Below are 26,439 nucleotides of genomic sequence, written 5' to 3' on the forward strand. Positions count from 1 at the left end.
ATTTTGGGCTGGTGCTTTTGTGTTTTTAGGATGTTAGTTTTTTATTCACATAATTTTTCTTGTCAGCTGTGCTGAAACGTAATTCGGAAAACTGAAAAATTCTATCTATTTTCCATAGTGGAAACGCGCTCCGCAATGGGTACTCTCCATTGTTGGGTGATTCAAAGTAGCACTTAATGTCGCTTCGTTCCACCGTTCGGCCCTGCAGGCTGAAGTAAGAGTGTGGAGCAGGCCTGTGGAACACGTTTCCGCAATATACACTAGAAATTCAAAGATCTCCTATGTCTCCCGTGTTCGTAACCGGCTTAAGGACGGCCGCTAACGACCACCGACAACCACAGAGCCTGCAATGCCGGATGGCTCCACTACCCTGCAATGCTGACAGTGGTCATCACAGTTAATAAGTCTTCAAAAGTGGTATCACGAAACCTCTATATTAATCGTTACTGGTGACAGACACATCATGAGAAGCATTGCTGTTAATTGCCTTACTAGCAGTCGAGGGCGGATTCTCTTCAAACTTGGTTTAACACCAATGTGATGCTTAACTAGTAGTAAAAATAAGCTCAACGTGAGTAGAATGCAGCAATTTGGCACGGAGCTGTGGTGTCGACATCAGTTAGCGACCGTTCTTCGGTCGGTTACTGATGTGCGAGACGATTGAGATCCACTCGAGAGCTGCGCAGCAGAAATCGAGTTAGCTCAGTCGCGAGCCACTACACGGAGTGCCAAATTGCGGAATGCAACGGACTATCACCTAACATTCGAAAGGCCCTCCGCTTCCTCCCGTTTTCCTACACGCTCTAAAACACGAATTCATCCACCAATTTAATCACTTCTTCATTGGTGCCAGCATGAATCGCCTTATCGGCTAAAACAGCCATCTTAGCCGAATCTAACCGGCGAAACAACGCCCGTGTTTTTAGAATGCTTGTTGCACTCATTGAGAACTCGTCTAAGCCCATGCCGACCAAAATTGGGACTGCCAACTGGTCACCCGCCATTTCGCCGCACATGGCCGCAATTTTGCCCTCCTGATGACAGGCATCGATCACGTGTTTGATCAAACGTAAAATCGCTGGGTTGTAGGGTTGATAAAGGTAAGAAACGCGTTCATTCGTGCGGTCAGCAGCCATTGAATACCCGATCAGGTCGTTCGTGCCGATACTCATAAAATCGACTTCCTTAGCAAACTGATCGGCCAAAATAGCGGCAGCCGGCACCTCAACCATTATGCCCAACTGCGGGTCGCCTACCGGAACGTCGTCATCCAGCAACTTCTGATGTTCCTCCTTGGTGATCCGCTTTGCCGAGCGAAACTCATCAAGTGTTGCGATCATCGGAAACATGATACCAAGATCACCATAGGCCGATGCCCGCAACAGCGCCCGTAATTGGGTTCTAAAGATTGCCGTCTTACTTAGGCTGATCCGAATCGCCCGGTAGCCCATAAACGGATTCATTTCTTTTGGCATGTCCAAATAAGGCAACCCCTTGTCACCACCAATATCCATGGTGCGCACGACAACGGGTTTGCCCGCCATGCCTTGAACAACGGTCCTATAGGCTTCAAACTGGTCATCTTCGGTTGGCCAATTATTGGCATTCATGTACAGAAACTCGCTGCGAAATAAGCCGACACCCTCAGCCCCATTTGTCTTTACGGCAGTCAGGTCCTCTGGTGTCCCAATGTTGGCAGCTAGAACGTGGTGGACACCATCCTTCGTCACACTTGGCTTGTCTTGCAGTTTCTGCCACTCGATCCGCTGTGTTTGATAATCGATTGCCATATCGTGGTATTCCTGACGTTCAGTGCTTGTTGGCTGCAAAATCGCCTGGCCGTGAATGCCATCCAAAATAAGTGGCTGGCCATCTTCAATCAGTGACGTTGCTTCTTTGGTACCAACAACCGCTGGAATTTCAAGCGTTCGCGACATAATTGCGGAGTGAGAGGTTCGCCCACCGATATCGGTAATGAACCCCTTCACAAATCGGCGATCTAATTGAGCCGTATCACTTGGGGTCAGATCATGAGCGACCACGATCACTTCATGGTCGATCAGCGCCGGATTCGGCAATTCAACACCCAGCAAATGCGCTAATACCCGCTTTGTCACGTCCCGAATATCGCCAGACCGCTCACGCATATACGGGTTATCCTGCATGTTTTCAAACAGTTTAACGTACGAATCCGTGACAACGGTCAGCGCCTCCTCGGCACTCACCCGCTGGTCACGGATTTGTTTAACAATCTGCCGAATCATTTCTGGATCGGACAGAATGGCGAGGTGCGCGTCGAAAACGGTGGCTTCATCCTCACCCATTGTTTGAATAGCATGTTCTTTGATCTGCGCCAATTCACGTTTAGACGCAACAAGCGCAGCGGATAACCTGGTTGCCTGGGCATTAACATCAGAGATCTTGACCTTATCAAAAGACAGGTCCGGATCTACCAGCCGATATGACTCGGCAATCGCAACACCATCGCTGGCGGCGATTCCGTTAAGTACCCGACTTGGCATTAGTCAGACAGGCCTTCCTCTTTCATGGTCTTAGCAACGTCTTTCATGGCGTCCTTTTCGTCGTCGCCGTCAGCAGCGATGGTGACGTCAGTGTTGGCACCAACACCGAGAGACATCACACCCATGATTGACTTCAAGTTAACGGACTTGCCCTCGTATTCAAGGGTAATGTCAGCGTTATACTTGCTGGCAGCTTGAACTAATAAAGTTGCTGGACGAGCATGAATCCCTGTTTCTGCGGTAATGTGAAAGTTGCGTTTTTCCATAGTCATCGATCTCCTTTTACGAGCACAATATTTTTTCTTTTAGGGCGCTGTTGCCACCAAGTTCAAGGAACCCCGCTTCTTCGAATTGATGGGAAAACTTGCCTTTATCCTAAGAATATCAATTTATTCACTAAAATACAAGCGAATGTAAGCAAATAGTGACCGCTTACATTGTTGTTTTTATGAAGTTTGGTCATGATCATAGTGATAAGTGAGAATCCCAAGTTTGTCAGCCTTACCAATGACCCGCTTACGAAACTCGAAATTCATGTAGGCGGGATAGAAGCTCATAAACTCATCCGGTTTCACAACAAACTCGTCTAATTCGCCGTCTTTCAGCTGTTCCATCATCTTCGTGTAGTCCTTGTCCACTGGCGATATCCCCCCTTTTCTGAAACCCATGTCACCATGTTACGCCGTTTAAAACAACCTGTCTATTATAGATGAAACCCGATTATCTTTGAACCCCCTATTTTGGTCAGCATGACAATTTTGGACAAAATAATTTTAGTGAGCGGACACCTTTCATCATTTCGCGACAAGGTCGGTATGGACCTGACGTAATGGTTCAATCTGGTGGCAATCGTCGCTAACAAAAACCGTCACCATCTATTATCAGTCGCGTTAAAGCACATGACTTGCATCTAAAGCCTAAATGTTATACAACTTACAGTGTGATTAGCACTGGAATCAAAGAGTGCTAATTTTTGAAGCAAACTGCTTGCTTCAAGGTCAAGTTAGGGTATAATTAAATCAATGGTCAGTATTGGTCAAACAGTCTCGCATTGTTTGGCCAATTGGCTTGACTACTTTATATAGAAGGGAGTCAATATATGCTCTGTCAAAATTGCCATCAACGCGAAGCCACAATTCATTTGTACTTAAACGTTAATGGCCAACGGCAGCAAGTTGATCTCTGTCAGAACTGTTATCAGCTCCTGAAAGATCAGCAGCCAAAAAATCCAAATTCCGGAAACGGAGGTACGCAAATGGCACAAGATCCATTTGGGTTCGGTAACTTAGACGACATCTTCCGCGCAATGCAGGACGGTGGTACCCCAAACAACGGTCAGCAAGGGTTTCAACAGCAAGTGCCACCTACTCAGCCGCAAGGCCCAACCGGTGGTAACGGCCAAGGTCGTAATAACCAACAAGGTGGTCTATTAGGCCAATATGGGTTAGACCTTACTGAACTGGCAAGTCAGGGCAAAATCGACCCCGTTATTGGGCGTGATAAAGAAATTGCTCGGGTCACTGAGATCCTCAACCGACGCACCAAGAACAACCCTGTTCTGATTGGTGAAGCCGGGGTCGGTAAAACGGCCGTGGTCGAAGGACTGGCACTCAAGATCGTCGCTGGTGACGTTCCCCAAAAACTATTAAATAAGAAGATTATTCGGTTAGACGTTGTTTCACTTGTTCAAGGGACTGGTATTCGTGGTCAGTTTGAACAACGGATGCAACAGTTGATGCAAGAAGTGCAACAAGATCCAAACGTGATCCTGTTTATTGATGAAATCCACGAAATTGTGGGTGCCGGTAACGCTGAAGGCGGCATGGATGCTGGTAACGTTTTGAAACCAGCCCTTGCCCGTGGTGAGTTCCAACTTGTTGGGGCCACTACCCTCAATGAATACCGTGACATCGAAAAGGATCAGGCGCTGGCAAGACGGCTCCAACCCGTAACGGTCAACGAACCATCACTTGAAGAAGCCATTGAGATCCTCAAAGGGATTCAAAAGAAGTACGAAGACTATCACCACGTTAAGTACTCTGATGGTGCCATTGAAGCCACCGTCAAGTTGTCCGATCGTTACATTCAAGACCGGTTCTTACCAGACAAGGCAATCGACTTACTCGATGAATCAGGCTCAAAGAAGAACCTGACGATCAACGTTGCCGACCCTAAGACGATCCAAGAAAAGATCGATACTGCGGAAGGCCAAAAACAAGCGGCGTTGAAGCAGGAAGATTACGAAAAAGCAGCCTACTACCGTGATCAGGTGAATAAGTTAGAAAAGACAAAGGATAGTGCCTCTGCCTCCCCTGACGAAACACCTGAAGTCACTGAAGAAGACATGCAAAAGATCGTTGAGGAAAAGACTGGTATCCCTGTTGGCGAGTTAGCAAACAAGGAACAGACGCAGTTGCAAGACCTTGGCCCATCACTGAAGAAGCACGTGATCGGCCAAGATGAGGCCGTTGATAAAGTGACGCGGGCAATCCGTCGTAACCGAATCGGTTTAAACGGCACTGGTCGGCCAATCGGGTCATTCCTATTCGTTGGCCCAACCGGTGTTGGGAAAACGGAACTTGCAAAACAACTGGCGCGTGAACTCTTTGGGTCAAAGGACGCCATGATCCGGTTTGACATGTCTGAGTACATGGAGCCGCATTCAGTGTCTAAATTGATTGGTTCGCCTCCTGGCTACGTTGGCTATGAAGAAGCTGGTCAACTGACGGAACAGGTTCGTCGGAATCCATACAGTATCATTTTGCTGGACGAAGTCGAAAAAGCACACCCAGACGTGATGCACATGTTCCTTCAGATCTTGGACGATGGGCGCTTGACTGATTCACAGGGTCGCACTGTATCGTTTAAGGATACCATCATCATTATGACCTCAAATGCAGGAACTGGTGATGTTGAAGCCAGTGTTGGTTTTGGTGCCGAAGCAAGTGGTAAGACCCACTCTGTTTTGGACAAATTAACCAACTACTTCAAGCCAGAATTCTTGAACCGGTTCGACGACATCGTTGAATTCAACGCCCTCACTAAGGAAAACTTAATGAAGATCGTTGACCTGATGATCGATGACGTTAACAGTATGTTGGCTGTTCAAGGCCTCCACGTTCACGTTACTGAACCCGTTGAGAATAAGTTAGTTGACTTAGGTTACGATCCGGCCATGGGTGCTCGACCATTACGTCGAGTGATTCAAGAACAGATCGAAGACCGCATTGCGGACTACTACCTCGACCACAGTGATATCAAGAACCTGATTGCAACATTGAACCATGACAAGATTACGTTAGGTGCTGAAGCTGGCGATACCGCCACTGCAAGTACCGAAGAGAAACCTGAAACAAAATAGTGATGTTTGAAAGTCTCGCGACAACGGTGTGTTGTTGCGAGACTTTTTTTGGTTTGCTGAGTTTGAGGGTGTTGGTTGTGACTGAGAAACTAAGCTCAGTTTGGGTAAGCTCTTGTTAGGTGGCTTGCTTTCACTGACCCTTTTTGAGAATTTTGGCGCAAATTGTATTTTGGTTATTGGGTGCGGGTTTTACAATGCACCTCTTTTTGGGGTTGGTGGTTTTGATTTATGTTGGTTGGTTCTTTCTTGGCAACCTTGCTGAAACGCGCTCCGCAAGGCAGAAGGCTCCTGTGTAAGCAACTCTGGTCAAAAAAGTCAGACCCGGACTTTTCTGACCAGAGTTACTTACACTCCGCCTTCTAACCGCCTTGCTCCGCGCTCTTTCCTAAATTTCCCTTTTACCTACAAATTCCCTCAACGTATGCGGTATACTATTAGTAAAGCACGGAGGAGGGGTTGCATGGCAATTTTAGATCGATTATGGCACTGGTTATCTGGGCAAAATGCGCCCACGCCGCGGCATGCTGCCGCGCCTCGAAGCCAGCATCAGGCCAGCCACATTGCACCCCGTGGTGAATCAAAAAAGATTACGGTAACACCGAAGCCCGAACCAGATCAAACCGTCTCAGAACCCCAGCATCAGCAACCCGCTCAGGCTAGTGTGCCAAGCACTACCACGGATGCTGTGCTCGTTGTATTATATCTCGGCGAAGATGGCCGTTCATTAGCTGATCCGGAATGGTTGAACGGTCACATCGGCGATCCGATCCACCTCCAATTTAAAAACTTTGAAGATAAGATTTTAATTAATATCAAGGGGTTTCTAACCAGCTATACGAGTCCCTACCACATCATGACCCTGCAGTTTATGCAGAAATTGGGACACCCAGTTGTGCTATACCCAGTCGACTATGACACTGGCCAACTGCTCCAAACACCCCACGTCATTACTGGCCAAATTAACGCCCCATTTGCGCTTAAACAGCCTGATATTGAGGACTATCATTTGATCAAGGCCAGTCGCCCGCTCAATGGCCACTTTACGACTGAACCGCAAATGATCATTGTCATGTTACGACGAAATACGTGGCAGTCTGTTCAACGCATCAATTACTATCTGGAACTCAATCAAACAACGGTCGTTTACGATGCCCCAAATGGCCAAATTCAACCGTACGACTTCCCGGACCATTCCGTTTGGCGGGCCTTTATCAAGGTAACTCTATCTGATGGCCAAACTTGGTACAACCTCGGCGGGCCGCAGTGGATCATTAACGATAAGATCGTCGTCACCGACCGGCCCGCAGCATCAGCCTTAGAAAGTGAAACAGCGTTGGAGCAACCAAAATTTGACCCAATGAATAAATCTGGCCAGATCGACTTTATAGCCGACCATTCAGTCAACATTTTCAATGCACCAAACGGGCAAATCATGGGTCACATTCCAGACGGCACCTTGGTCATGGTGACGGGTAAACTTGTTGATGATGCTAAGATTCCATGGTATGAGTTGGATCATAAGGAAGTGATTCAAGCCCAGTATGTGAGGTTGATGAATGTGCAAATGGTGTAGAGTGTGAAGCAAGGCGGTTTGAGGGCGGAGCGTAAGTAACTCTGGTCAGAAAAGTCCGGGTCTGACTTTTTTAACCAGAGTTGCTTACGCAGTAGCCCTCAGCCTTGCTGAACACGTTTCGGCAATATAACATAGAAAACCAGCCGCAAGAACTAATCGTGAGAAAAACACCTCAAACCAGACGCTTTCCCAATACCTTGAAAAGCCTCTCAAACATATAACAGAAAAAGCAATCACGAAAAAAGCAACCCCGACACTCCGAGGTTGCTTTTTTCATCCCATCAATCCACTACATCTTCCACCTGAATTTCCTCAGGCCGACGCTTACGCTGAACGCGCTTATTGATTTCCAAGATCACACTAGGCACAAACACCGCTACAAGCACGATCATCCAGTTCAATACCGGCATTGCAGTGAGTTCAAACACGTGTTGCAGACCAGGTACCAACGCAATTGCAAACACAATTACAGCGGCTAAACAGACACCAATATTGATCTCACGATTTGCCTTAATACTTGCCCATGTCAGTGGCGACCGCCGCTTGATTGGGTAAATATCAATCATTGACCCGATGGCTAAAATCATGAACAGCATTGTCGTGCCCATTAACGGATCATTAGCTGATAACCCAAACCGGCCAAGCGCATAAATGCCGAGCGTCAACAGGACAAACGTGGTTGCTCTCAGGGCGACACGCTGTCCAAGTCCGTCCGCAAATATACTGACTGACCTGCCAATTGGCGATTGTTTCATATTAGACGGCTCAGCTGGTTCTCGACTCAGATAGAAGCCTGGAATCCCATCCGCTAACACGTTAATGATCAGCAATTGTTCGGCAATCAGCGGCGCACCCCAGCCAACGGTTACCGCGAAGATCATCAGGAAAATCTGCGCGAAGTTCACACCAATCAGGAATTCAACGGCTTTAAGAATGTTTTGATAAACCGCCCGCCCCGTCGAGACGGCAGCGACGATCGTTTCAAAATTATCATCCGTTAAAATCATGTCACTCGCATTCTTGGAGACTTCGGTTCCCGTAATGCCCATCGCGATACCGACATCAGCTGCCTTTAAAGCCGGGGCATCGTTGACCCCATCGCCAGTCATTGCCACCGTTGCCCCCTTGTTTTGCCAAGCAGTCACGATGCGAATCTTGTCCTCTGGCGACACCCGCGCATAAACGCTGATGCGGTCAATTCTTGCCGTCAGTTCAGTATCCGTCAATTGCCGAAGGTCAGCACCAGTGATGACATCATCCGTCACGTGCAAAATACCGATTTGAGTGGCAATTGCCTTCGCCGTTTCTAAGTGGTCACCAGTGATCATGACCGTTCTGATACCTGCATCGGCAGCTTGCTGAACGGCCGCAATAGCCGTCTCGCGCGGCGGATCGATCATGCCGATCAGCCCCGCAAATGTCAGGTCGGTCTGCAAGTTTTCAATCGGCGCCGTTGGGCGTTCCTCGAAGTAGCGGTAACCGACTGCTAACACCCGCAGTGCTTCGTGCGCAAACGTATCATGAACCCGCATCATCTCGCGTTGCTCTGCTGCCGTCTGTTGTAATGGCAAATGGTCAACTGCGCCTTTGACGATCAAAAGGTAACGGCCGTCCGGGGTGTCATGCAACGTCGCCATTGTCTTTTTGGTCGAATTAAACGGGTCTTCCGCCAACCGCGGATAGTCTCGTTCTAATTCGGAGCGACTATGATCAAATTTTGCCAGCCAGCGAACAATTGCTAACTCAGTTGAATCCCCCACCTCGACCAGTTCGCCGTTGACGGTCTGGCGTGTGGCATTGGTTGCTAATCCCATTAAACGCATGAGTTTGAGTGATTCATCATTCACGTGCATCTTTGCCACACTCACTGAGGCATTTGCCCCAGCCGGCCAAAACCGCGTGACGGTCATTTTATTTTGCGTCAAGGTGCCGGTTTTATCTGAAGCAATGACGTTCACGCCACCAATCGTTTCTACCGCATCAACTCGCCTCATGATGGCATGTTGTTTCGCCATGACGTTCACACCGTGTGACAAACTAATGGTGACAATGATTGGCAGCGTTTCTGGCACGGCTGCAACGGCCAACGATACGCCAATCATGAGCGCATCCGTCAGCGGCTCGCCCTGGTAGAAGATACCAAGCGCAAAGATGATCACACCACCCACTAGCGCCACCGCCGTCAGTCGCGCTGATAACTGATTTAACCGTTTCTGCAACGGTGTCATCCGCGCCTTCGTACGGTTTAACATCCCAGCAATAGCCCCAAGCTCAGTGGCCATCCCCGTTGCGGTCACGACCATTGTTCCAGTCCCCTGTGCGACCCCGGTTCCCGAAAACACTTCATTGATCCGGTCACCGAGTTCCTCAGCTTCTGGCACTGCCTCAGCCGTTTTCTTAACGGGTTCGCTTTCGCCCGTTAAGATGGCTTCGTCGATTCTCAGATCAGTCGCAGCAATCAATCGCCCATCCGCTGGAATCTGATTACCGCCAGTCAGCAACACAATGTCACCCGGAACCAAATCAGCCGCGTCCACCACCTGAGAGTCCCCATCACGGATCACAGTCACCTCGTGTACATTCAATTTTTTTAACGCCGCCAACGATTTTTCAGCACTGTGTTCCTGATACATTCCGATGGCGACGTTAATGATCAAGATACTGCCGATCACGATAGTTTTCGTCCATCCACCGTCAGCTGTCAGCGCTAAATACGTCGACAGCAAAACGGCAAACAACAGTACCAGGGAGGCAACGTCGGACAGATGCCGCCAGACCTTTTGAAAAACGGTCGGTGGCTTCTCCTCCTGTAAAACGTTGCGCCCTTCATGTTGCCGTTCGGTCACCTGAGCGGTCGTGAGTCCCTGCGACAGGTCCGTTTCGAGTTTTTTAGCTAATTGTGCGTGCGTCAGTTCTGCATTATGAATTGTCATCGCGAGCAGTCCTTTCTTGAATTTGCTGCGGGGAATCGGATCAACAGCTGGATTTAGGAGCTGAAAGTTGTCCTAGTCTTCTCTTATAGTTTATCGAAATTGTTGGCGATAGACAATAGATTTTAATTAATATCTTATGATTTAAATAATATTTTTCTATGAATTTTGTGTGAAGATTTTAGGATGTCAAGGCAGATGCTAAAAAACCTGATGAAGGGATTGGCTTCATCAGGCTTTTTTGGTTTTATTTTTTTGTACGTTGTCGAAATGTGTTCAGCAAGGTACTCCTGCATAAGCTAACTTTGGCAAAAATACCGTTTTGCTGATATCGAGTGGTTCTTGTTTCTGACTTTCTATTTCACATTGCCGAAACGTGTTCAGCAAGGCACGGGACTAACGTGTAATGGACTCTGACCAAAAAGTCAGGTCCGGACTTTTCGGTCAGAGTCCATTACACACCGCCCCTTAACCGCCTTGCTTCACACTCTACAAATTGACATCCATATTAAACGTCAACTTCGAAAGCCCCAACCCCTCTTCAAACAACTCATTCATAAACTGAGTGGTCTTTGCCTTCATCTCAGCGACCACTGCGTAGTTTTGTTTTGTCAGGTAATCAGTTAACGCATCTCCCGACAAGTTTGCTGCCGCTGCGTCCGTTTCTGCGATATGCGTCTGAAATGCCTGCTTAACCGCAGTTAAGAAGTCCGTATCCGATTGGATGAATTCTGCATAGTGCGATTCAACTAACACTGATAACTTACGGTACATCCAGTAGGCACTGTCCGCATCGGCATGAAGCGGTGTAGTTGAGTATGATGGATCCGTATCCGTTGCGTTCGCAAAGAATGGCACGTAAGGACTAAAAGCTGGCACCCCGAAGCACAACCACATGATGGCCGATTGTTCCGCGGGCACATTGTTCCGTAATTGGAGCACGTGTGAATTCTGCGTCCGGTTCATTGAAATTGGCCGGAATTTTGTTTTCAAATCTTCTGGTCCGCGACCCAATGGATCGTAGTCGGTTTCGTTATAGTGGGAACTCAAAATATATTCCACATCTTCCACGCTAATTTTACGTGACGCATGACAGATAAACGGCAACTCTGATGATGTTGGTTCCTGCTTGTGTTCTGGATTGAGGTACCGTTGACCAAACCATACCCGCGGCGTGTTATAGTGACGGTCTTTTTCATTGCTCGTCCCAAAAATATGACGGAAATTCCAGCCGGAAAGATCTGGGTTCAAGCCATGGTCACTCACAAATTTTTGAATCCCTTCAGCCCACATAAAGTTATCAGGATCATCAAAGTCAACAGTTTGAATGGCAACCTGGTTGGCGGTGATGACGTACGCATCATCCGGAATCCGTTGGGCAACCCACTGGTGGCCAGTTACGATTTCCATGTACCAAGCTTCATTGTTATCTGCAAACAAAACACCATTACCTTCAGGTGATCCGTATTGTTTGATCAAATTACCGAGGTATTCGACCCCGTTACGGGCACTGGTGATAAAGGGTAAGACCATGGTCTGTAAACTATCCTCAGCAAGGCCGTTTTCGATCCAAGGGTCATAGGCGAGCGTCTTCGGATTGCCGTAAACACTTTCGGTAGCACTCATCGCCACGTTTCGTTCATTAAAGCCGCTTTCGGCGTAAATTCCCTCCTTATCAACATCCGCATTAGGCGTCTGCTGGTAACGCATCCCGGCTTCTGGAAGTGGCGCAGTAAACCCGTTTTGGTTTGACACAAGCGTCTCATGCCGGCCCTTAACTGCCGGCATCATTTCAAAACGCTGTGGTGTTAATGGTAAAAACGTGTCATCGTTTCTGGCAATCATGACGGATCCGTCGATTGAAGCTGCCTTTCCGACTAACACTGACGTACAAGCTGATTCTTTCATTTCAAAATCTCCCTTTGCTCGTTTGCCTAACATTATACCCCTCTCATGAAAATAACAACTGAAAGAACAATGACAATTTACTTGTGAAAACGTTGACAATTAATTTTAATTGTGTAAAATATGATTGTGAACAATTTTATTTGTGCAAGATGCACATAGGAGGCAGTTGAATATGAAAGTCGTTGTTATTGGTTGTACCCATGCTGGGACCTTTGCGACCCAACAAATTTTGGCGGAAAACCCGGATGCTCAGGTCACCGTCTATGAACGAAACGATGTCATCTCATTCTTGTCTTGCGGGATCGCACTTTATCTCGGGGGCCAAGTCAAGGATCCTCAGGGCCTGTTCTACTCAAGTCCAGATGCGTTATCAAAACTTGGTGCCACCATTAAGATGCGTCACGATGTCACAAACATCGATAATCAAGCACACACGATCACTGTGGAAGATTTGGACACGCACGAAACTACCACAGAAGCCTACGACAAGCTTGTTATGACGACTGGTTCATGGCCCGTTATCCCGCCTATTCCGGGAATTGATTCTGATAAAGTCTTGCTCTGCAAAAACTGGGCACATGCTCAAGCCCTGTTTGAAAAAGCAGCCTCTTCAAAGCGCATCGCAGTTATCGGTGCCGGCTATATTGGCGCTGAATTAGCTGAAGCCTACTCATTGAAGGGTCACGATGTCACGCTCATTGACGCTCAAGACCGGGTGATGCCTAAGTATTATGACCAAGCCTTCACTGATAAGATCGAACAGGACTACGTTGACCACGGTGTTAAGTTGGCACTTAGTCAAAAAGTAGCCTCATTCGACACGACCGCCACTGGTGTCACGATTACGACCGACAAAGAAACAATTGAAGCTGACCTTGCCATTTTATGCATCGGGTTCAAGCCAAATACCGACCTGCTCAAGGGTAAAGTTGACATGGCAGATAACGGTGCCATCATCACCAACGACTACATGCAATCTTCTGACCCAGACATTTTTGCTGCCGGTGATAGTGCAGCAGTTCACTATAACCCAACGGGCAAAAATGCCTACATTCCATTGGCAACCAACGCCGTTCGTCAAGGTATCTTAGTGGGTAAGAACCTCGTCAAACCAACCACCCGTTACATGGGGACCCAATCTTCATCTGGTTTAGCCCTCTATGGGACATCAATTTGTTCAACCGGTCTTACCTACGATGCAGCTAAAGCTCAGGGAATCAACGCTGAACAGGTCATTGTTGAAGACAACTACCGGCCTGAATTCATGCCGACTACCCTGCCCGTCTTGATGTCTCTCGTCTTTAACCCAGACACCAAAGAAATTCTTGGCGGTGCTTTAATGAGTAAGTACGACATCTCACAATCAGCAAACTTGTTGTCCGTTTGCATCCAAAACAAGAACACCATTGATGACCTTGCGATGGTCGACATGCTGTTCCAACCAAACTTTGACCGGCCATTCAACTACTTGAATATTCTGGCTCAAGCTGCCCAGGCAAAGGTCGCCAAAGAAACTGTTAAATAATCGCCTTTAAACTTTAATGATCGATTAAAAACGTCACCCGCTCTGGGTGGCGTTTTTTTATGCTGCTATGGTGATAGTCAAATCCTTTCACATTGTCGGTGTTGATTCAATTTTGCTATTGTGTATCATTGTGAGGCGATTTTGTGGTAACATTTTCTAGACTGATTGTTAGTTTCTAGGAAGTGCTTTTTATTTAGGGCGCTATGCCAGCTTTTTAGTGAATGTCTTTGTGCGCTGGCTGTGGTAAAAATGCCAGGTATCTCTGCTAGAGTTGTTTTTTGGCGATGTGCATCGCTGTTACATTGCCGAAGCGTGTTCAGCAAGGCAGAGGGCTCCTGCAGAAGCTAACCGCCTTGCTTCACACTCTTTTAAGCTTCCCTTAAGCTACCAGTCACATCATAGACTATTGCACTCATACCTTGATAGGAAAAAGAAATAACCCTGTGTTTAGGGACATTAATTTAGGAGGTGATGGCTTGGCTACCAAAACCAAGCGGCCCTATCTTTACGAAGTTGACCTGATGCGGGTCATCTTTATTTTTGGGGTGTTACTGAACCACACAACGACTGTCTACATGGCGCACATTGTCAACACGTCAAACAGTCAAACTTTTCTTGAGGCAACCCACCTCATCCTGCATTTTACCCGAATGGGATTCATGTTCATGTCTGGACTAGTGCTCACGCTGAACTACTATAACCGTGAGCCTCACTGGGTCACATTCTGGAAGAAACGTTTTTCCAGTTCCGGCATTCCCTACCTTGCCTGGGACGCCATCATTCATGGGGATCAGTTCTACATGTACTACATTTTGGTCACCCTTCAGTTGTACGTCCTGTTCCCACTGCTTGTGATGCTGTTCAAAAAAATGCCAAATTCCCACGCTGGCATCATGGTCGTCAGTTTCATTATTCAGATTTTTTTGATGATCGGCATCAAGTACTGGTTGCCACACGTTGATACCAGTCACTGGTGGTTCCTGTTTAAAAACTATGGCGAAAACGTTCTGGTTTACCAATTCTACTTCCTGTTTGGGGCATTTGTTTCCATTCACTATAAAGAAGTGGATAAGTTCATTGGCGATCATGCAAAAGCCATTGGGTTCTTCACCGCCGTTCTGGCACTTGGAACCGTTGCGCTATACTGGTGCAATATCCACATCCTAAAACTCTCAATGGCGGCAACAATGTCGGTTCACCAACCCTACATGTTGGTGTATGACACGGTGATGATCATCTTCGTCTTCTGGGTTGGACGGCGCTACGCCTATGCGCGTCAACACGGTCTGTGGCCCTGGGTCGACCGTTGGATTCATAATGGTGCGAAGGTTTCCTTCGGGATCTACCTTGTTCAAATGATTCCCTTGACCTTCTTAACGCTGATCATGAATCACATCCACATGCCAGCTTGGTTGCTGGTCCTCTGCCTGCCGATCGGGTATGCTTTTGTGGCCGGCGGTGCCTTCTTAATTTCATGGTTCTGCTACAAGGTCCCACCATTTGGCGTCTTGATTGGGCGACCACAGATTCATTTTAAACGAAAACCTGCACCTGTTTCAGAAACGGGCGCAACTAAAAAATAATAAATTAAAAAACAGCACCTCCAATTTGGGGATGCTGTTTTTATTTCTAGAAGTGGCGGTAACAGTCAACCTGATATAACGCAGTCGGCTAACCCACCCGATACCACTAAAAAAGGCCCGAACAAATCACGTCCGCGCCTTTTTTAGTTAAACTTAATCAGCTGACAACGCATCGATCGGATTCAATCGTGATGCCCGTCTTGCTGGCATGAGGGCCGCAATAAACGAGATCACGATGGCAATCACAAACGTCGTGATCACATTGCCCAATGTCAGCTGGACCATATTAAACTTCACGATGCCATACAGCACGTGATTGAGCCCAATACTGCCCAGGTAAGCTAAAACCAGCGCCAGAACGGCTGAGAATACCCCAATGATCAGGGATTCAGCTGTAAATAGCCGTCGAATATCCTTCCGTCGTTCACCAAGTGCTCGGAGAATCCCGATTTCCTTAGTCCGTTCAGAAACTGACATGTACATCGTCACGATGATCATCAGTGCTGAAACGATCAGTGAAATACCGGCAATCGATGATAAGACAATCGAGGCGATCTTAACATACTGGTTCACCGTATCAAGGATGTCACCAACGGTAATCGCGCCAAACGCATACTTGCCGTTGCTGCCCTTAATGTCCTTAACCTCATTAGCAACCGTCTTAACGTCGTTCATGCTGCTGGCGTTAACGGAGACAAAGTTTGGCTTTGTGAAAGCCTTGGCGTCCTTCAGCAACTTGTGCATGGTGCTGTAGTTGGTACCCGTAATAGCCCCAGCCTGGCCGCCATTTGCAATCCCGACAACTTTAAGCTTTGCCTTCACCTGAACCGGCTGCTTTTGGTCGTTGACCCAAGTTAAGTTTAGCGTCACCGTTTTACCCAGGATCTTCTTGTAATTCTTTTGCCCCATAAAGGCAACGGCCTGAGTCTTATCTAGAACAATCTGGTTGTTCTTTGGCGCGTGACCTGACTTGATCGTGTTGCTGGTATAGGCCTTGGTCCAAGTTTGGAAACCAGAACCCGTCTTTGATTGTTTACCGTAGTTTAACGAATAGTTGCTCATTTGATAACCCGGTTCAACCTTGTCAACGTGCTTTAAGTTGTCCAGCTTGGTCATAAGTGACGAATCGATCATCATCTTCGTGGGGTCGCTCTGGAAGTTCCCCATTTCTGATTCGAACTGGCTGGTACTCAATTTTTTGCCAGTCGGGTTTTTCATCACCGTGACCGAGTTGGGGTTGACCATCGAATTGATCTGATTTTGGATAAACGCATTGATCCCGTTACCTAACCCGCTAAACAGCAGAACGGCAAATAACCCGATTGCTGTCCCAAGCATAATCAATGAGTTTCGCCAGAAGTTAAAACTAAAGTGCTTGAACGCGTTGCGATAGCTGGCCGTACTCGACAAGACCTTAGGATGCATCAAATGCTTGTCTTCACCAAGTGGGTACGCATCCTTCAAGCGGTCATCACCATCGATCTGACCGTCAGCAAGGTGAACGATTCGCGTCCCATGGTTGGCCACATCCTGAGAGTGGGTCACCGCAATGACCAGCTTGCCCTCCTGAGCAATCTCAGTCAACAGGCTCAAAACTTCAGCGGTGTTCTTTGAATCCAGCGCCCCCGTTGGTTCATCAGCAATAATTATTTTTGGGTCGGAAGCCAACGCCCGGGCAATCGCAACTCGTTGTTTTTGCCCACCGGAAAGCTGGTTAGGATGTTTTTTGATCTGATCACTCAGACCCACCTTATTCAGCAATTCAACGGCCCGTTGTTTACGTTGGCTGCTGTTTAAGTCAGTCATGTCCAAAGAGACTAAAACGTTGTCCAGCACGCTTAAATGGCTGATTAGGTTGTACGACTGGTAAATGTACCCAATCGTGCCGCGCCGGTAATTATCCATTTGTTTTTCTTTTGTGTGGTCGAGTGTCTGGCCCTGAATCGTGACCGAGCCGTCAAAGTTCCGGTCCAAGCCACCGATAATGTTCATCAAGGTAGACTTCCCACCACCAGATTCCCCTAAAATTGATACAAACTCACCTAGTTCAAAGTCTAGGTCGATCCCCTTTAACACCGGGAATTCTTCTTTTCCAAGATAGTACGACTTATGAATGTCGTGTAATTCCAAGAATGCCATTACCCACTTGCCTCATTTCGATTATTTGTACCGTGGCCCAATATACCGGAGTGTCTTAGGGCTGTCAAGCCGTCTTCCAGCTGTCACGTTCAGTCTAAGTTAGTGTCAAGATCCCGCTAACTAACAAAAACCAGTGTACTTATTTAGTTAGTCATTGTCAATATAAACTAACTAAGTTGTCAAAAAAACCACCTAGGCCGTCCAATTGATGGCCCAAGTGGTTATCTGTTGTCTATAATTTTGCCGTCAGCGTCACATCTGGATACTTATCCTTAAACCAGCGTTCCGCAAAGTCGTTTTCAAACAGGAACAACGGCTCACCGGCCAGATCCTTGACCAGCAGGTTTCGGCTGGAAGACATCCGTTCATCCAACTGTTCCGGATCGATCCACCGAGCAGTCTTGTGGCCCATCGGTTCCATAATGACGTCCGAGTTATACTCGTTTTTCATCCGGAACTGGAAGACTTCAAACTGCAGTTGACCAACCGCCCCAAGGATGTAATCCCCAGTGGTATACGAGGTATAGAGCTGAATGGCACCTTCCTGTACCAGTTGGTTAATCCCTTTGTGGAAGGACTTTTGCTTCATGACGTTTTTAGCTGTGACCCGCACAAATAATTCTGGCGTAAACTGCGGTAATTTTTCAAACTGCAGTTTCTTCTTACCGGTATAGATCGTATCGCCAATTTGGTAATTCCCAGTATCGTACAACCCGATGATATCCCCGGCCACAGCAGTATCGACGTTTTCACGCGTATCAGCCATAAACTGGGTCACATTTGAGAGTCGCATCGTTTTCCCAGTCCGACCTAACGTAACGTCCATGCCGTGATTGAACCGGCCAGAACAAATTCGGACAAAGGCGATCCGATCCCGGTGCTTCGGATCCATGTTGGCCTGAATCTTAAAAACAAACCCAGAGAAGTTATCATCCGTTGGATCGATTTCTTCACCATCCGTTGTTTTATGTTCTTCAGGCTGCGGTGCAAATTGCAGGTAAGTCTCAAGGAATGTCTTGACCCCAAAATTAGCCAGCGCTGACCCAAAGAACACGGGGGTTTGGTCCCCCTTTGCAATCTTGTCCATGTCAAACGAATTACCAGCGTCTTCGATCAGTTCCATGTTGTCCCGGGCATCTTCGTACCACGAGTCATCATGGAGCGGGTTGTCAGCAGGAATGTCGCCATTGTCGTCTAATGGCACGTAGGCGGTCTCCTCGGAATCTGGACGGAACATAGCCACTCGGTTGTGGTAACGGTCGTACAGGCCCTTTAATTCTTTCCCCATACCAATTGGCCAGTTCATTGGATACCCTTCGATTCCCAGAACGTCTTCCAATTCGGCAATCAGATCAAGTGGGTCGCGGCCATCACGGTCCAGCTTATTCATGAAGGTAAAGATCGGGATTCCCCGCATCTTACAAATTTGGAACAGTTTCTTAGTTTGCGGTTCGATCCCCTTTGCGGAGTCAATGACCATGACAGCAGAGTCCACTGCCATCAATGTCCGGTACGTATCTTCAGAGAAATCTTCGTGTCCTGGTGTATCCAAGATATTGATGCGTTTGCCTTCGTAATCAAACTGCATCACTGAACTGGTAACGGAGATCCCACGTTTTTGTTCGATCTCCATCCAGTCTGACTTGGCAAAGTTGCCACTTTTACGGGCTTTAACTGTCCCCGCCTGACGCACGATTCCGCCAAACAGCAACAGTTGTTCCGTAATCGTTGTTTTCCCGGCATCAGGGTGAGAAATAATGGCGAAGGTCCGCCGGGTCGCAACGTCGTTGGATAATGTTGTCATAGTGTTGTTCCTTTCAAGTTTTCAGTTGGTTGTGCGTTCATTTTTTAAAATTCGTCCATCTAGTAGTATAACTTAATGACGCCCATTAGCCAATTGCCTTTGGGTAAACAGCAAGAAAGACTGGGAAGTTATTCCCAGCCTTTTTTTGATTGCGTTGAAATCCGCTGCATTCTGCAATTTGGCACTCCGCAGTAGTGGAAACCGTAACCTATGCAGACTATTGGAACGAAACGATAATCGCTACCACTAGGGAACAAGGATATTAACCGTTCTTTTCAATCTGATGCACAACATAGTTAACGATCTTCAATGAACTTAACCCGTCATCAATGGCACAGAAGCGCTTATAGAACTTCATAAACCTTGCGTCATGACTCATATCGGGTTGCTGCAAATCTTTTTTAATGCCAGCTAATAGTTCTGATTCATTATTGGCAATGTCCCCAGGCAGGTCCTTTTCGTAATCGAGGTAGAATCCGCGCAGTTCATCCTTGTACAGATGGTAGTCGTACGGGTAGAACAAGATCGGCCGTTTGAGGTAGGCATAGTCGAAGAAAACCGAGGAGTAGTCGGTGATCAGCATATCGGAAACCAAGTACAGGTCTGAAATGTTTGGGTGACTCGAAAAATCGTACACAAAGTCGGTGTAATCACTAATATCCAGCGCGTTCGCAATCAAATAGTGCATCCGCAAGATCAGGACCGTATCCTCGCCAAACTGTTTCTTAAAGTCGTCCAGACTAAACGGCAGTTCAAAGGTGTACTTTCCCTTTTCAGCAAACTGGTTGTCCCGGTAAGTTGGGGCGTAAAGCACGACCTTCTTATCCAGCGGGATGCCCATCTCTTCCTTCAGACGTTGAATATCATCAGCAGAAGAGTTCAGTAATTCATCGTTACGAGGATACCCAACCTTAAGAATCTGGTTATTGAACCCAAAGGCTGACCGGAAGATGCGTGTTGAGTAGTCGTTTGGTGAAACCAGTGCATCCCAGCGGTTGGCTTCCTTCACAAAGTTAGCGTGGTACTTGGCCGTGGTCGTCCCCGGCATCGAAACGTTTTCGATGTCCAGCCCCAGTTTTTTCAACGGTGTCCCGTGCCAGGTCTGAATGTACGTCACATAATTAGGTTTCTTGACCCAGGATGGGAACCGTGCGTTACTGATCCAGTAAGTGGCCTTTTCCAACGTTCGGACCCACTTCGAAGTTCGGCGGACAACGAACGGAATGTTGTTTTCCTTGCAGAACTTCTTCAATGACCGATCGATCGACCAAACAAAGTTAAAGCCGGGATAGAGTTCCTTGAACAAGCGGTAAATGGCGTACGGACTGTCACTGACTTGACGGCCGCCAAATGATTCAAACACGATGGTCGTCTGGTCGTATGGCCGGTGGCCTGACTTAAACAGGAACCGCATCCGCCGCAAATTCACCTTATCCTGCACCGTCCGACCAAGGTCCACAACAGCGTGGGTCTTGCCAGGGACGGCCGCAATTTTTTTGCCAAGGCTTGGTGCTGGGAACTCCTTGATGACGATCCCGTTATTAAACCGCTTTTCGATAAGGACCAGCCGGTTGCCAGGTAACACAGCTTGAACAGTTTGGCCTTCCAATGACCGCGCTAAGATCAACCGCTGAGTAATGGGCTGGGATCCCATCTTATATGAAATCGACAGGTCCTCAATGGAATCCTGCGGCAGATCAGTCAGCGGAATCGCAACGCGAAACAGCCCACGCAGGGTGCCCTTTTTGGTTGGGTAAGCCAACTTAGCATCCGAATTACGCGACTTCAAGATGATCTTTTGATCCGTGATCTTCTGGTTGTTAATTTTGTTATAACCGGTGATCTGCAGGGTATTATCCACCAAGTTCACTGCGTTGACCGTGAATTCATCCTCGGCTTGACGAATGTGGATGTTTAATGTGGCCATGCCCTCAGAGTCGGCATTAAATTGGAACTGACTCGTCAGCGATAACTGGTGACGGTCGCTTAAGTATTCACTTTCGACCTGCAGGATCACCTGTTCTTCGTTGGCATCGAAGGCCAAGAAAAGCTGCCAGGTGAATTCTGACTGGTCGAAGGCATTGAACTGCAATTTTGCGGGATCGATCTGTACGCGAACCAGATTGTTGTCGATGATGCGTGTCACTGGCAACGTGACGGACGCCAGACTGGTCGTTTCCAAGAAGGTTACCCGTAAATTATCGAAGGATCCTGGCACATCGATCAGTTCGAATTCCAGTTCCTGCTGTTGTTTTTTTTGATGTAATCCTGATAATATTGCACGCACAAGAACGACTCCTTAGTAATTAAAGATCAATAGTTGTTGCAGATAGGCAGCGAAATGCGGATTGTCGTTGAGATCGATGAACAGACTGGCTGGCACGTCCGCAAATTCCGTACTGATAAATTCCGCATAGAATTCAAAGATCGAGTTGAACCGGTGAAAGTCCACGTGATCAACAACCTCATAGTATGGCCGCTCTTCGCTGAGCCGGTAACTGACCTGATCCGTTTTTTCGTCGGTTTCAGAGATCAGATTGGTAAAGGCCATTTTCGAGGTCCGCTGCATTTCATAATCATAGGTCACGTGGTGGTCGTGGCGAATGAAACGATAGACCAGCTCACCGGCACCGTTCAGCAACAGACTTTCGTCGTGCTTACCGTCCGTATAGTGCAGCAGCCCGATCTGCTTGTCGTCTTCATAAACGGCCGCTGCCACCGGTTGATTTTGACTGATCTTAGTCGCGGTGATCAGCCGGCCATCAGCGTCGACCACTTCCTCGGCCACAATATCGCCCTCTGCCACGTAGCGGAGAATCACATCATCAGTGTTGTCTCCTGCACTGAATCGTTTCACGTCAAGGTCGCGGTAGTCTGCCGTAAACTGATCCTTTTCAGCGACCGCAATGCCCGGCTTATCGCGCACTAATTCTGCCAGTGACATCACAATCACCCGGCCAGCACCCACCATCGTTTGGATGAGCTGTTTTGCGGCCTCATACTCGTCAAACTGCACCATACCCAACACCACAGTGATTTGGATATCGTCGTTGCGCAGCATCGTGATTTTTTGTTTAAACGTCAATTTTTTAATACCCGCTAATGACGTTACTAAAAAGATTGCCTGCTTCATGATTACCCTCGCTTTTACAATAAAATATCCCTAGTCGCAACCGGGGATATTGTCGTCACATTCTACTTATTTTCTTTTCAGTCCGCACCAGTGGTCAAGCCAAGGTCCTGCTTGATCTTCGTGGTGGAGATACCCTCTGTCCGAGGCAGGTAGATCACTTCACAGTAGTCCTTCAAAAAGTCGAACTTACCCTTCCAGTCATCGCCCATCACAAACAAATCAATATCGTTGTCCTGAACATCCTTGATTTTTTGATCCCAGTTCTTTTCTGGAATCACTTCATCCACGTAACGAATGGCTTCCAGAATATACTTTCGGTCTTCGTATGAGGTGTATGCGCGCTTGCCCTTAATGGCGTTGAATTCATCAGAGGAAAGGCAGACCGTTAAGTGGTCACCTAACGCAGCCGCCCGCTTCAATAATCTAACGTGGCCCTTGTGTAATAAATCAAAAGTGCCGTAAGTAATAACTTTTTTCATAAAATCTCCCGCTTATCTGTGTAGTCGCTATTAATGTGTTGTTTCCCTGAGTCCTAACTCGACTATAATATCATAAATTGCGATGCAACCCAATATCTGACCAGGGAAAGTTTGCTGTCCTTAGGAATCCTTTAAGAAACGGCGGCTATTTGGCCGAATCAGCCGGCGTCTTTTCCTTTTGCTCGCGTTGCAGGTGGAAAATGTTGTAGATGAACTCAACCACCGTTTTGACCACCGCATACAGCGGCACACCAAGGATCATACCGAACAGCCCGGCGATGTTACCCGCCACCAGCAAAATGATAATAATGGTCAACGGATGAATGTTCAGCGTCCGACCAATGACATTTGGATAGATGAAGTTTCCATCCACCTGTTGCACGATGACCGTGACAACGAGAACGAGAATGACCTGCGTCAAGCCGCTTTCGATAGCAACGATCACTGCTGGTAAGACCCCAATGTAAGGCCCCACGTAAGGAATAATATTGCACATGCCGGCAAAAATACCGAGCAACAGCGCATACTTTTCACCAACGAGGCTAAACCCGATCGAGGTAAACGTCCCAACGAATAAGATCTCGATCATTTGCCCGCCGATATAGCGTGACAGCGTATGACTCATTTTGTTCAGCAAGTCGATGATTTGATCCGCGTGACGATCCGGCAAAAACTTTTTAATACTTGGAACAAGTTTATGCCCATCCTTCAACATGTAAAACAGCATCACTGGAACGGTGACCGCTACAACTGTCACACTCGTTGCCATCCCGACGACCGTCCCAACGCTGGAGGTCAGCCCAGTCATAAATTTTTGCGCATAGCTGGCCAGGTTCTTTTCAATCTGGTCACCATATTTACTGAAGTCAACATTTTTCAGCCAAGTATAGCTGCTCAGCTTATCGTTAATGTCAGCTAACCCCGTCTGAATAATTTTGACGATGTTCGGCACGTTATTGACCAGTGTGCTAACTTGTTGAATCAGTCGTGGAATCAACCAAACAATACCACCAGCTAGAATCGCCGCAAACAAAATAAAAATGAGGGCAACTGCCCATGTTCGGCTAATATGCCACTTGCCGATCTTCACCTTTTGAATCAGCTTAACTACCGGATTTAGCAGGTAAAACAGCACCCCAGCTAATAGGATCGGCATGAAGATCGTATTGAAGAATGTTGCGATGGGTGAAAAAAGAAAATCAATTTTCGTGCAGACCCAAATCAACGTTGCCGCAATAAGGATCTCTAACGACCAAAATAATAATTTGGACCTGCGATACTGATCAAACATAGGCCCCTCCCTCGTTTCGTGTTGAAAATATGTTTATTATAACGTGATTACGCCCCACGTACCAGCGTCTCTAATAGATTCCAGCACAATTTGTCGTTGTGTTGTCTAGCGGGGCTTTGATTCAAAAAAAATGAACCACAGCGATGATCCTGCCGGGTTCATTTTAAATTGACCTCGAAAGCAACCCATTAGCTCCGCCGGGAAAGTTCGAGATAGCGTGAATACCAGAGATCGACGTATTCTTTGGAGAATGGTCCTTTTCGGTTGTTGATCCAATCAACCAAAATGAGCACGTTCGCCTTTAAAATCTGATCGATCTCTTTGGAGTAATGCCAGCGACGGCTGAACACTTCGTACTCGTCAACGTCAAGCAACCGTTTTTCGCCGTCAGGAAAGACCTTAACGTCTAAGTCATAATCAATATACTTTAATGCTTCCTTATCCAGAACGTATGGTGAAGCGAGGTTACAGTAATAGGAAATACCATTATCTCGGATCATCGCTACCACATTAAACCAATAGTGTTTATGAAAATAAACGATTGCCGGCTCACGAGTCACCCACCGCCGCCCATCGTCTTCAATGACTAACGTGTGGTCATTGCAACCGATGAGGGCATTTTCACTTGTTTTAAGTACCATTGTATCGCGCCAAGTTCGATGCAAACTTCCGTCGTGCTTATAGCTTTTGATCGTAACGAAGTCGCCTTCCTTAGGTCCTCTAGCTTCGCGCGCCATAGTTAAAACCCTACTTTCTCCTAAAGTATCGGGTATGATTAATAAAAATTCACTTGTCATTATAACAAAGATTGGGACCTTTGCATAGAGAGCGGAAGAAAGCGTTTAAGGAGTGGAGCCTAAGGGACTATGTCCAGTAAAGCCCGGGCCTGGCTTTACTGGGCATAGTCCCTTAGGTGCAACTCCTTGCTTTCCGGGAGCTCGTTTAGTCTCAAGGCTAATAGAAAGACCAAGTAAATTGCACCTATAGCAAAAAATAAAATCAAAGTTCAGAGAGCGGAAGAAAGCGTTTAATCTCGAGGCTAATAGAAAGACCAGATAAGTTGCACCGACAACAAAAAATAAAATCAAAGTTCAGAGAGCGGCAGAAAGCGTTTAATCTCGAGGCTAATAGAAAGACCAGGTAAGTTGCACCGACAACAAAAAATAAAATCAAAGTTCAGAGAGCGGCAGAAAGCGTGACATTGAAAGCAATCAAAGACTATGAAGGTGCTCCTCAACGAAACAAAAACGCTTCGTGCAAAAATCTCACCACTCCAAAACGACTACATCAAAACGCAACTTACCTATTCGTCTTCCAGCTCCTCAAACCAAGCACTGATCAACTCCCCAGAAAACCCCTTCCGATAAAGCGCCTGCCGCACCTTCATCTTCCGTTGACTTTCCGGTTGTGCCCGATACCGGCGCCACAGCTTTTCAGCCTGAGGTGCCATCAACTCTGCCTGGTCATCCGCACTCATCTCAAAGCTAACATCGTTCAACGCTTCGTCGACCACATCAAACGAATACCCGCGGTCGACCAACCGTTTTTGCACCTTTTGTCGTTGCAGTCGCGGCGTTTCTTTTCGGTACTGCCGTTGTAACTTAGGTACCAGTTCAGCCAATTTAGTGAGCTGCGCGTCCAAATCATATTCATCCGCCAAGGCTTCATCAACGTAGGTCGGCGCCACGTGTTTTTGCTGCAACGTCCGTCGAATCACTGTCGGTCCCTTATCGCTGGTCCGTCGCATTGTGCGCACATAGCTGTACGCATAGTGTTTGTCGTTTAAAACTAGCTCTTCTTTTAAGCGACCAATGACCGCATCAATTGTTTCAGGGTCGTATTCCTTTTTCACAAGGTAATCGATGGTTTCTTTTTCAGTCCGCTGCTGGTATGAAATGTACCCCAGTGCCACGCCCCACGCTTGAGATTGCTGATCCGCGTTCTCAAGTTGTTCTCGCAACTGGACATCGACCTCACTGCCTTTAAACAGCCGAAAGCGGACCAAAACATCCTCGCTTACCGGAAAGGCGTATCGGCCATCTAAATAAACATTGTAACGACCCGCCCGTTTTTGCGTTTCGATTTTTGTGATGACTGGAATCTTTTCGTTTTCTGAAGTCAAGGTTGGTTCACACTCCTGTTTTAGTTTGCTATACTAACGTTAATTCATATTAAACATGATCGAGGTAGA

General features: G+C 47.3%; 17 protein-coding genes. 4 read left to right on the forward strand and 13 right to left on the reverse strand.

What is annotated here, in order from left to right; all coding sequences use genetic code 11:
• Positions 1–803: 803 nt before the first annotated feature.
• From ptsP to AYR61_RS13825, 3 genes are all read right to left on the reverse strand, one after another.
• A complete protein-coding gene (gene ptsP / locus AYR61_RS13815; protein WP_065903577.1) occupies positions 804–2,522 on the reverse strand; it encodes a phosphoenolpyruvate--protein phosphotransferase in 1,719 nt (572 codons plus the stop codon).
• Positions 2,522–2,788, reverse strand: coding sequence for a phosphocarrier protein HPr (locus AYR61_RS13820; protein ID WP_065903580.1), 267 nt, complete (start codon positions 2,786–2,788; stop codon positions 2,522–2,524). Before AYR61_RS13820 ends, ptsP begins: the two co-directional genes overlap by 1 nt.
• 180 nt (positions 2,789–2,968) lie before the next feature.
• Positions 2,969–3,160: a hypothetical protein gene (locus AYR61_RS13825; protein ID WP_156319298.1), complete on the reverse strand. Its 192-nt coding sequence runs from the start codon at positions 3,158–3,160 to the stop codon at positions 2,969–2,971.
• 461 nt (positions 3,161–3,621) lie between these two features.
• On the opposite strand from AYR61_RS13825, the gene AYR61_RS13830 reads away from it, so the two are divergent.
• Positions 3,622–5,883: an ATP-dependent Clp protease ATP-binding subunit gene (locus tag AYR61_RS13830; protein ID WP_065903586.1), complete on the forward strand. Its 2,262-nt coding sequence runs from the start codon at positions 3,622–3,624 to the stop codon at positions 5,881–5,883.
• Between the two features lie 460 nt (positions 5,884–6,343).
• Positions 6,344–7,456: a MucBP domain-containing protein gene (locus AYR61_RS13835; RefSeq protein WP_054710053.1), complete on the forward strand. Its 1,113-nt coding sequence runs from the start codon at positions 6,344–6,346 to the stop codon at positions 7,454–7,456.
• A gap of 281 nt (positions 7,457–7,737) precedes the next feature.
• On the opposite strand, the gene AYR61_RS13840 is transcribed toward AYR61_RS13835, so the two are convergent.
• Together AYR61_RS13840 and AYR61_RS13845 are read right to left on the reverse strand one after the other, a co-directional pair.
• A complete protein-coding gene (locus AYR61_RS13840; RefSeq protein WP_404814644.1) occupies positions 7,738–10,398 on the reverse strand; it encodes a cation-translocating P-type ATPase in 2,661 nt (886 codons plus the stop codon).
• A gap of 477 nt (positions 10,399–10,875) precedes the next feature.
• Positions 10,876–12,294: a C69 family dipeptidase gene (locus tag AYR61_RS13845; protein WP_065903986.1), complete on the reverse strand. Its 1,419-nt coding sequence runs from the start codon at positions 12,292–12,294 to the stop codon at positions 10,876–10,878.
• Positions 12,295–12,466: 172 nt separating this feature from the next.
• Here AYR61_RS13845 and AYR61_RS13850 point away from each other — a divergent pair, with 172 nt between their 5' ends.
• Both AYR61_RS13850 and AYR61_RS13855 read left to right on the forward strand, forming a co-directional pair.
• Positions 12,467–13,819: an FAD-dependent oxidoreductase gene (locus AYR61_RS13850; RefSeq protein WP_065903589.1), complete on the forward strand. Its 1,353-nt coding sequence runs from the start codon at positions 12,467–12,469 to the stop codon at positions 13,817–13,819.
• A 476-nt stretch (positions 13,820–14,295) separates the two neighbouring features.
• Entirely contained in the window at positions 14,296–15,402 is a 1,107-nt protein-coding gene (locus tag AYR61_RS13855; RefSeq protein WP_056987328.1) for an acyltransferase family protein, read from the forward strand.
• 153 nt (positions 15,403–15,555) lie between these two features.
• Here the strand turns inward: AYR61_RS13855 and AYR61_RS13860 are convergent, their stop codons facing one another.
• The 8 genes from AYR61_RS13860 to recX all read right to left on the reverse strand — a co-directional run bounded on the left by AYR61_RS13860 (position 15,556) and on the right by recX (position 26,370).
• Positions 15,556–17,541: an ABC transporter ATP-binding protein/permease gene (locus AYR61_RS13860; RefSeq protein ID WP_065903591.1), complete on the reverse strand. Its 1,986-nt coding sequence runs from the start codon at positions 17,539–17,541 to the stop codon at positions 15,556–15,558.
• Positions 17,542–17,773: 232 nt separating this feature from the next.
• A complete protein-coding gene (locus tag AYR61_RS13865; RefSeq protein WP_056987330.1) occupies positions 17,774–19,345 on the reverse strand; it encodes a peptide chain release factor 3 in 1,572 nt (523 codons plus the stop codon).
• A gap of 262 nt (positions 19,346–19,607) precedes the next feature.
• The gene (locus AYR61_RS13870) at positions 19,608–21,632 is read right to left on the reverse strand and encodes a CDP-glycerol glycerophosphotransferase family protein (RefSeq protein ID WP_065903594.1); all 2,025 of its coding nucleotides are present in this window, start codon (positions 21,630–21,632) and stop codon (positions 19,608–19,610) included.
• A 12-nt stretch (positions 21,633–21,644) separates the two neighbouring features.
• On the reverse strand, positions 21,645–22,478 hold the full coding sequence (locus AYR61_RS13875) for a hypothetical protein (RefSeq protein ID WP_054710050.1): 834 nt from the start codon (positions 22,476–22,478) through the stop codon (positions 21,645–21,647).
• A gap of 77 nt (positions 22,479–22,555) precedes the next feature.
• Positions 22,556–22,957: a glycerol-3-phosphate cytidylyltransferase gene (gene tagD, locus AYR61_RS13880; RefSeq protein ID WP_065903600.1), complete on the reverse strand. Its 402-nt coding sequence runs from the start codon at positions 22,955–22,957 to the stop codon at positions 22,556–22,558.
• A gap of 145 nt (positions 22,958–23,102) precedes the next feature.
• Positions 23,103–24,248: an AI-2E family transporter gene (locus AYR61_RS13885; RefSeq protein WP_054710044.1), complete on the reverse strand. Its 1,146-nt coding sequence runs from the start codon at positions 24,246–24,248 to the stop codon at positions 23,103–23,105.
• A 188-nt stretch (positions 24,249–24,436) separates the two neighbouring features.
• A complete protein-coding gene (gene ntdP / locus AYR61_RS13890; RefSeq protein WP_054710041.1) occupies positions 24,437–24,985 on the reverse strand; it encodes a nucleoside tri-diphosphate phosphatase in 549 nt (182 codons plus the stop codon).
• A gap of 566 nt (positions 24,986–25,551) precedes the next feature.
• Positions 25,552–26,370 carry a recombination regulator RecX gene (gene recX / locus AYR61_RS13895; RefSeq protein ID WP_065903602.1) on the reverse strand — a complete coding sequence of 273 codons (819 nt, stop codon included), beginning with the start codon at positions 26,368–26,370 and terminating at the stop codon, positions 25,552–25,554.
• Positions 26,371–26,439: the final 69 nt, after the last annotated feature.

The sequence above is a fragment of the Secundilactobacillus paracollinoides genome, assembly GCF_001702155.1.
Lineage (GTDB): Bacteria > Bacillota > Bacilli > Lactobacillales > Lactobacillaceae > Secundilactobacillus > Secundilactobacillus paracollinoides.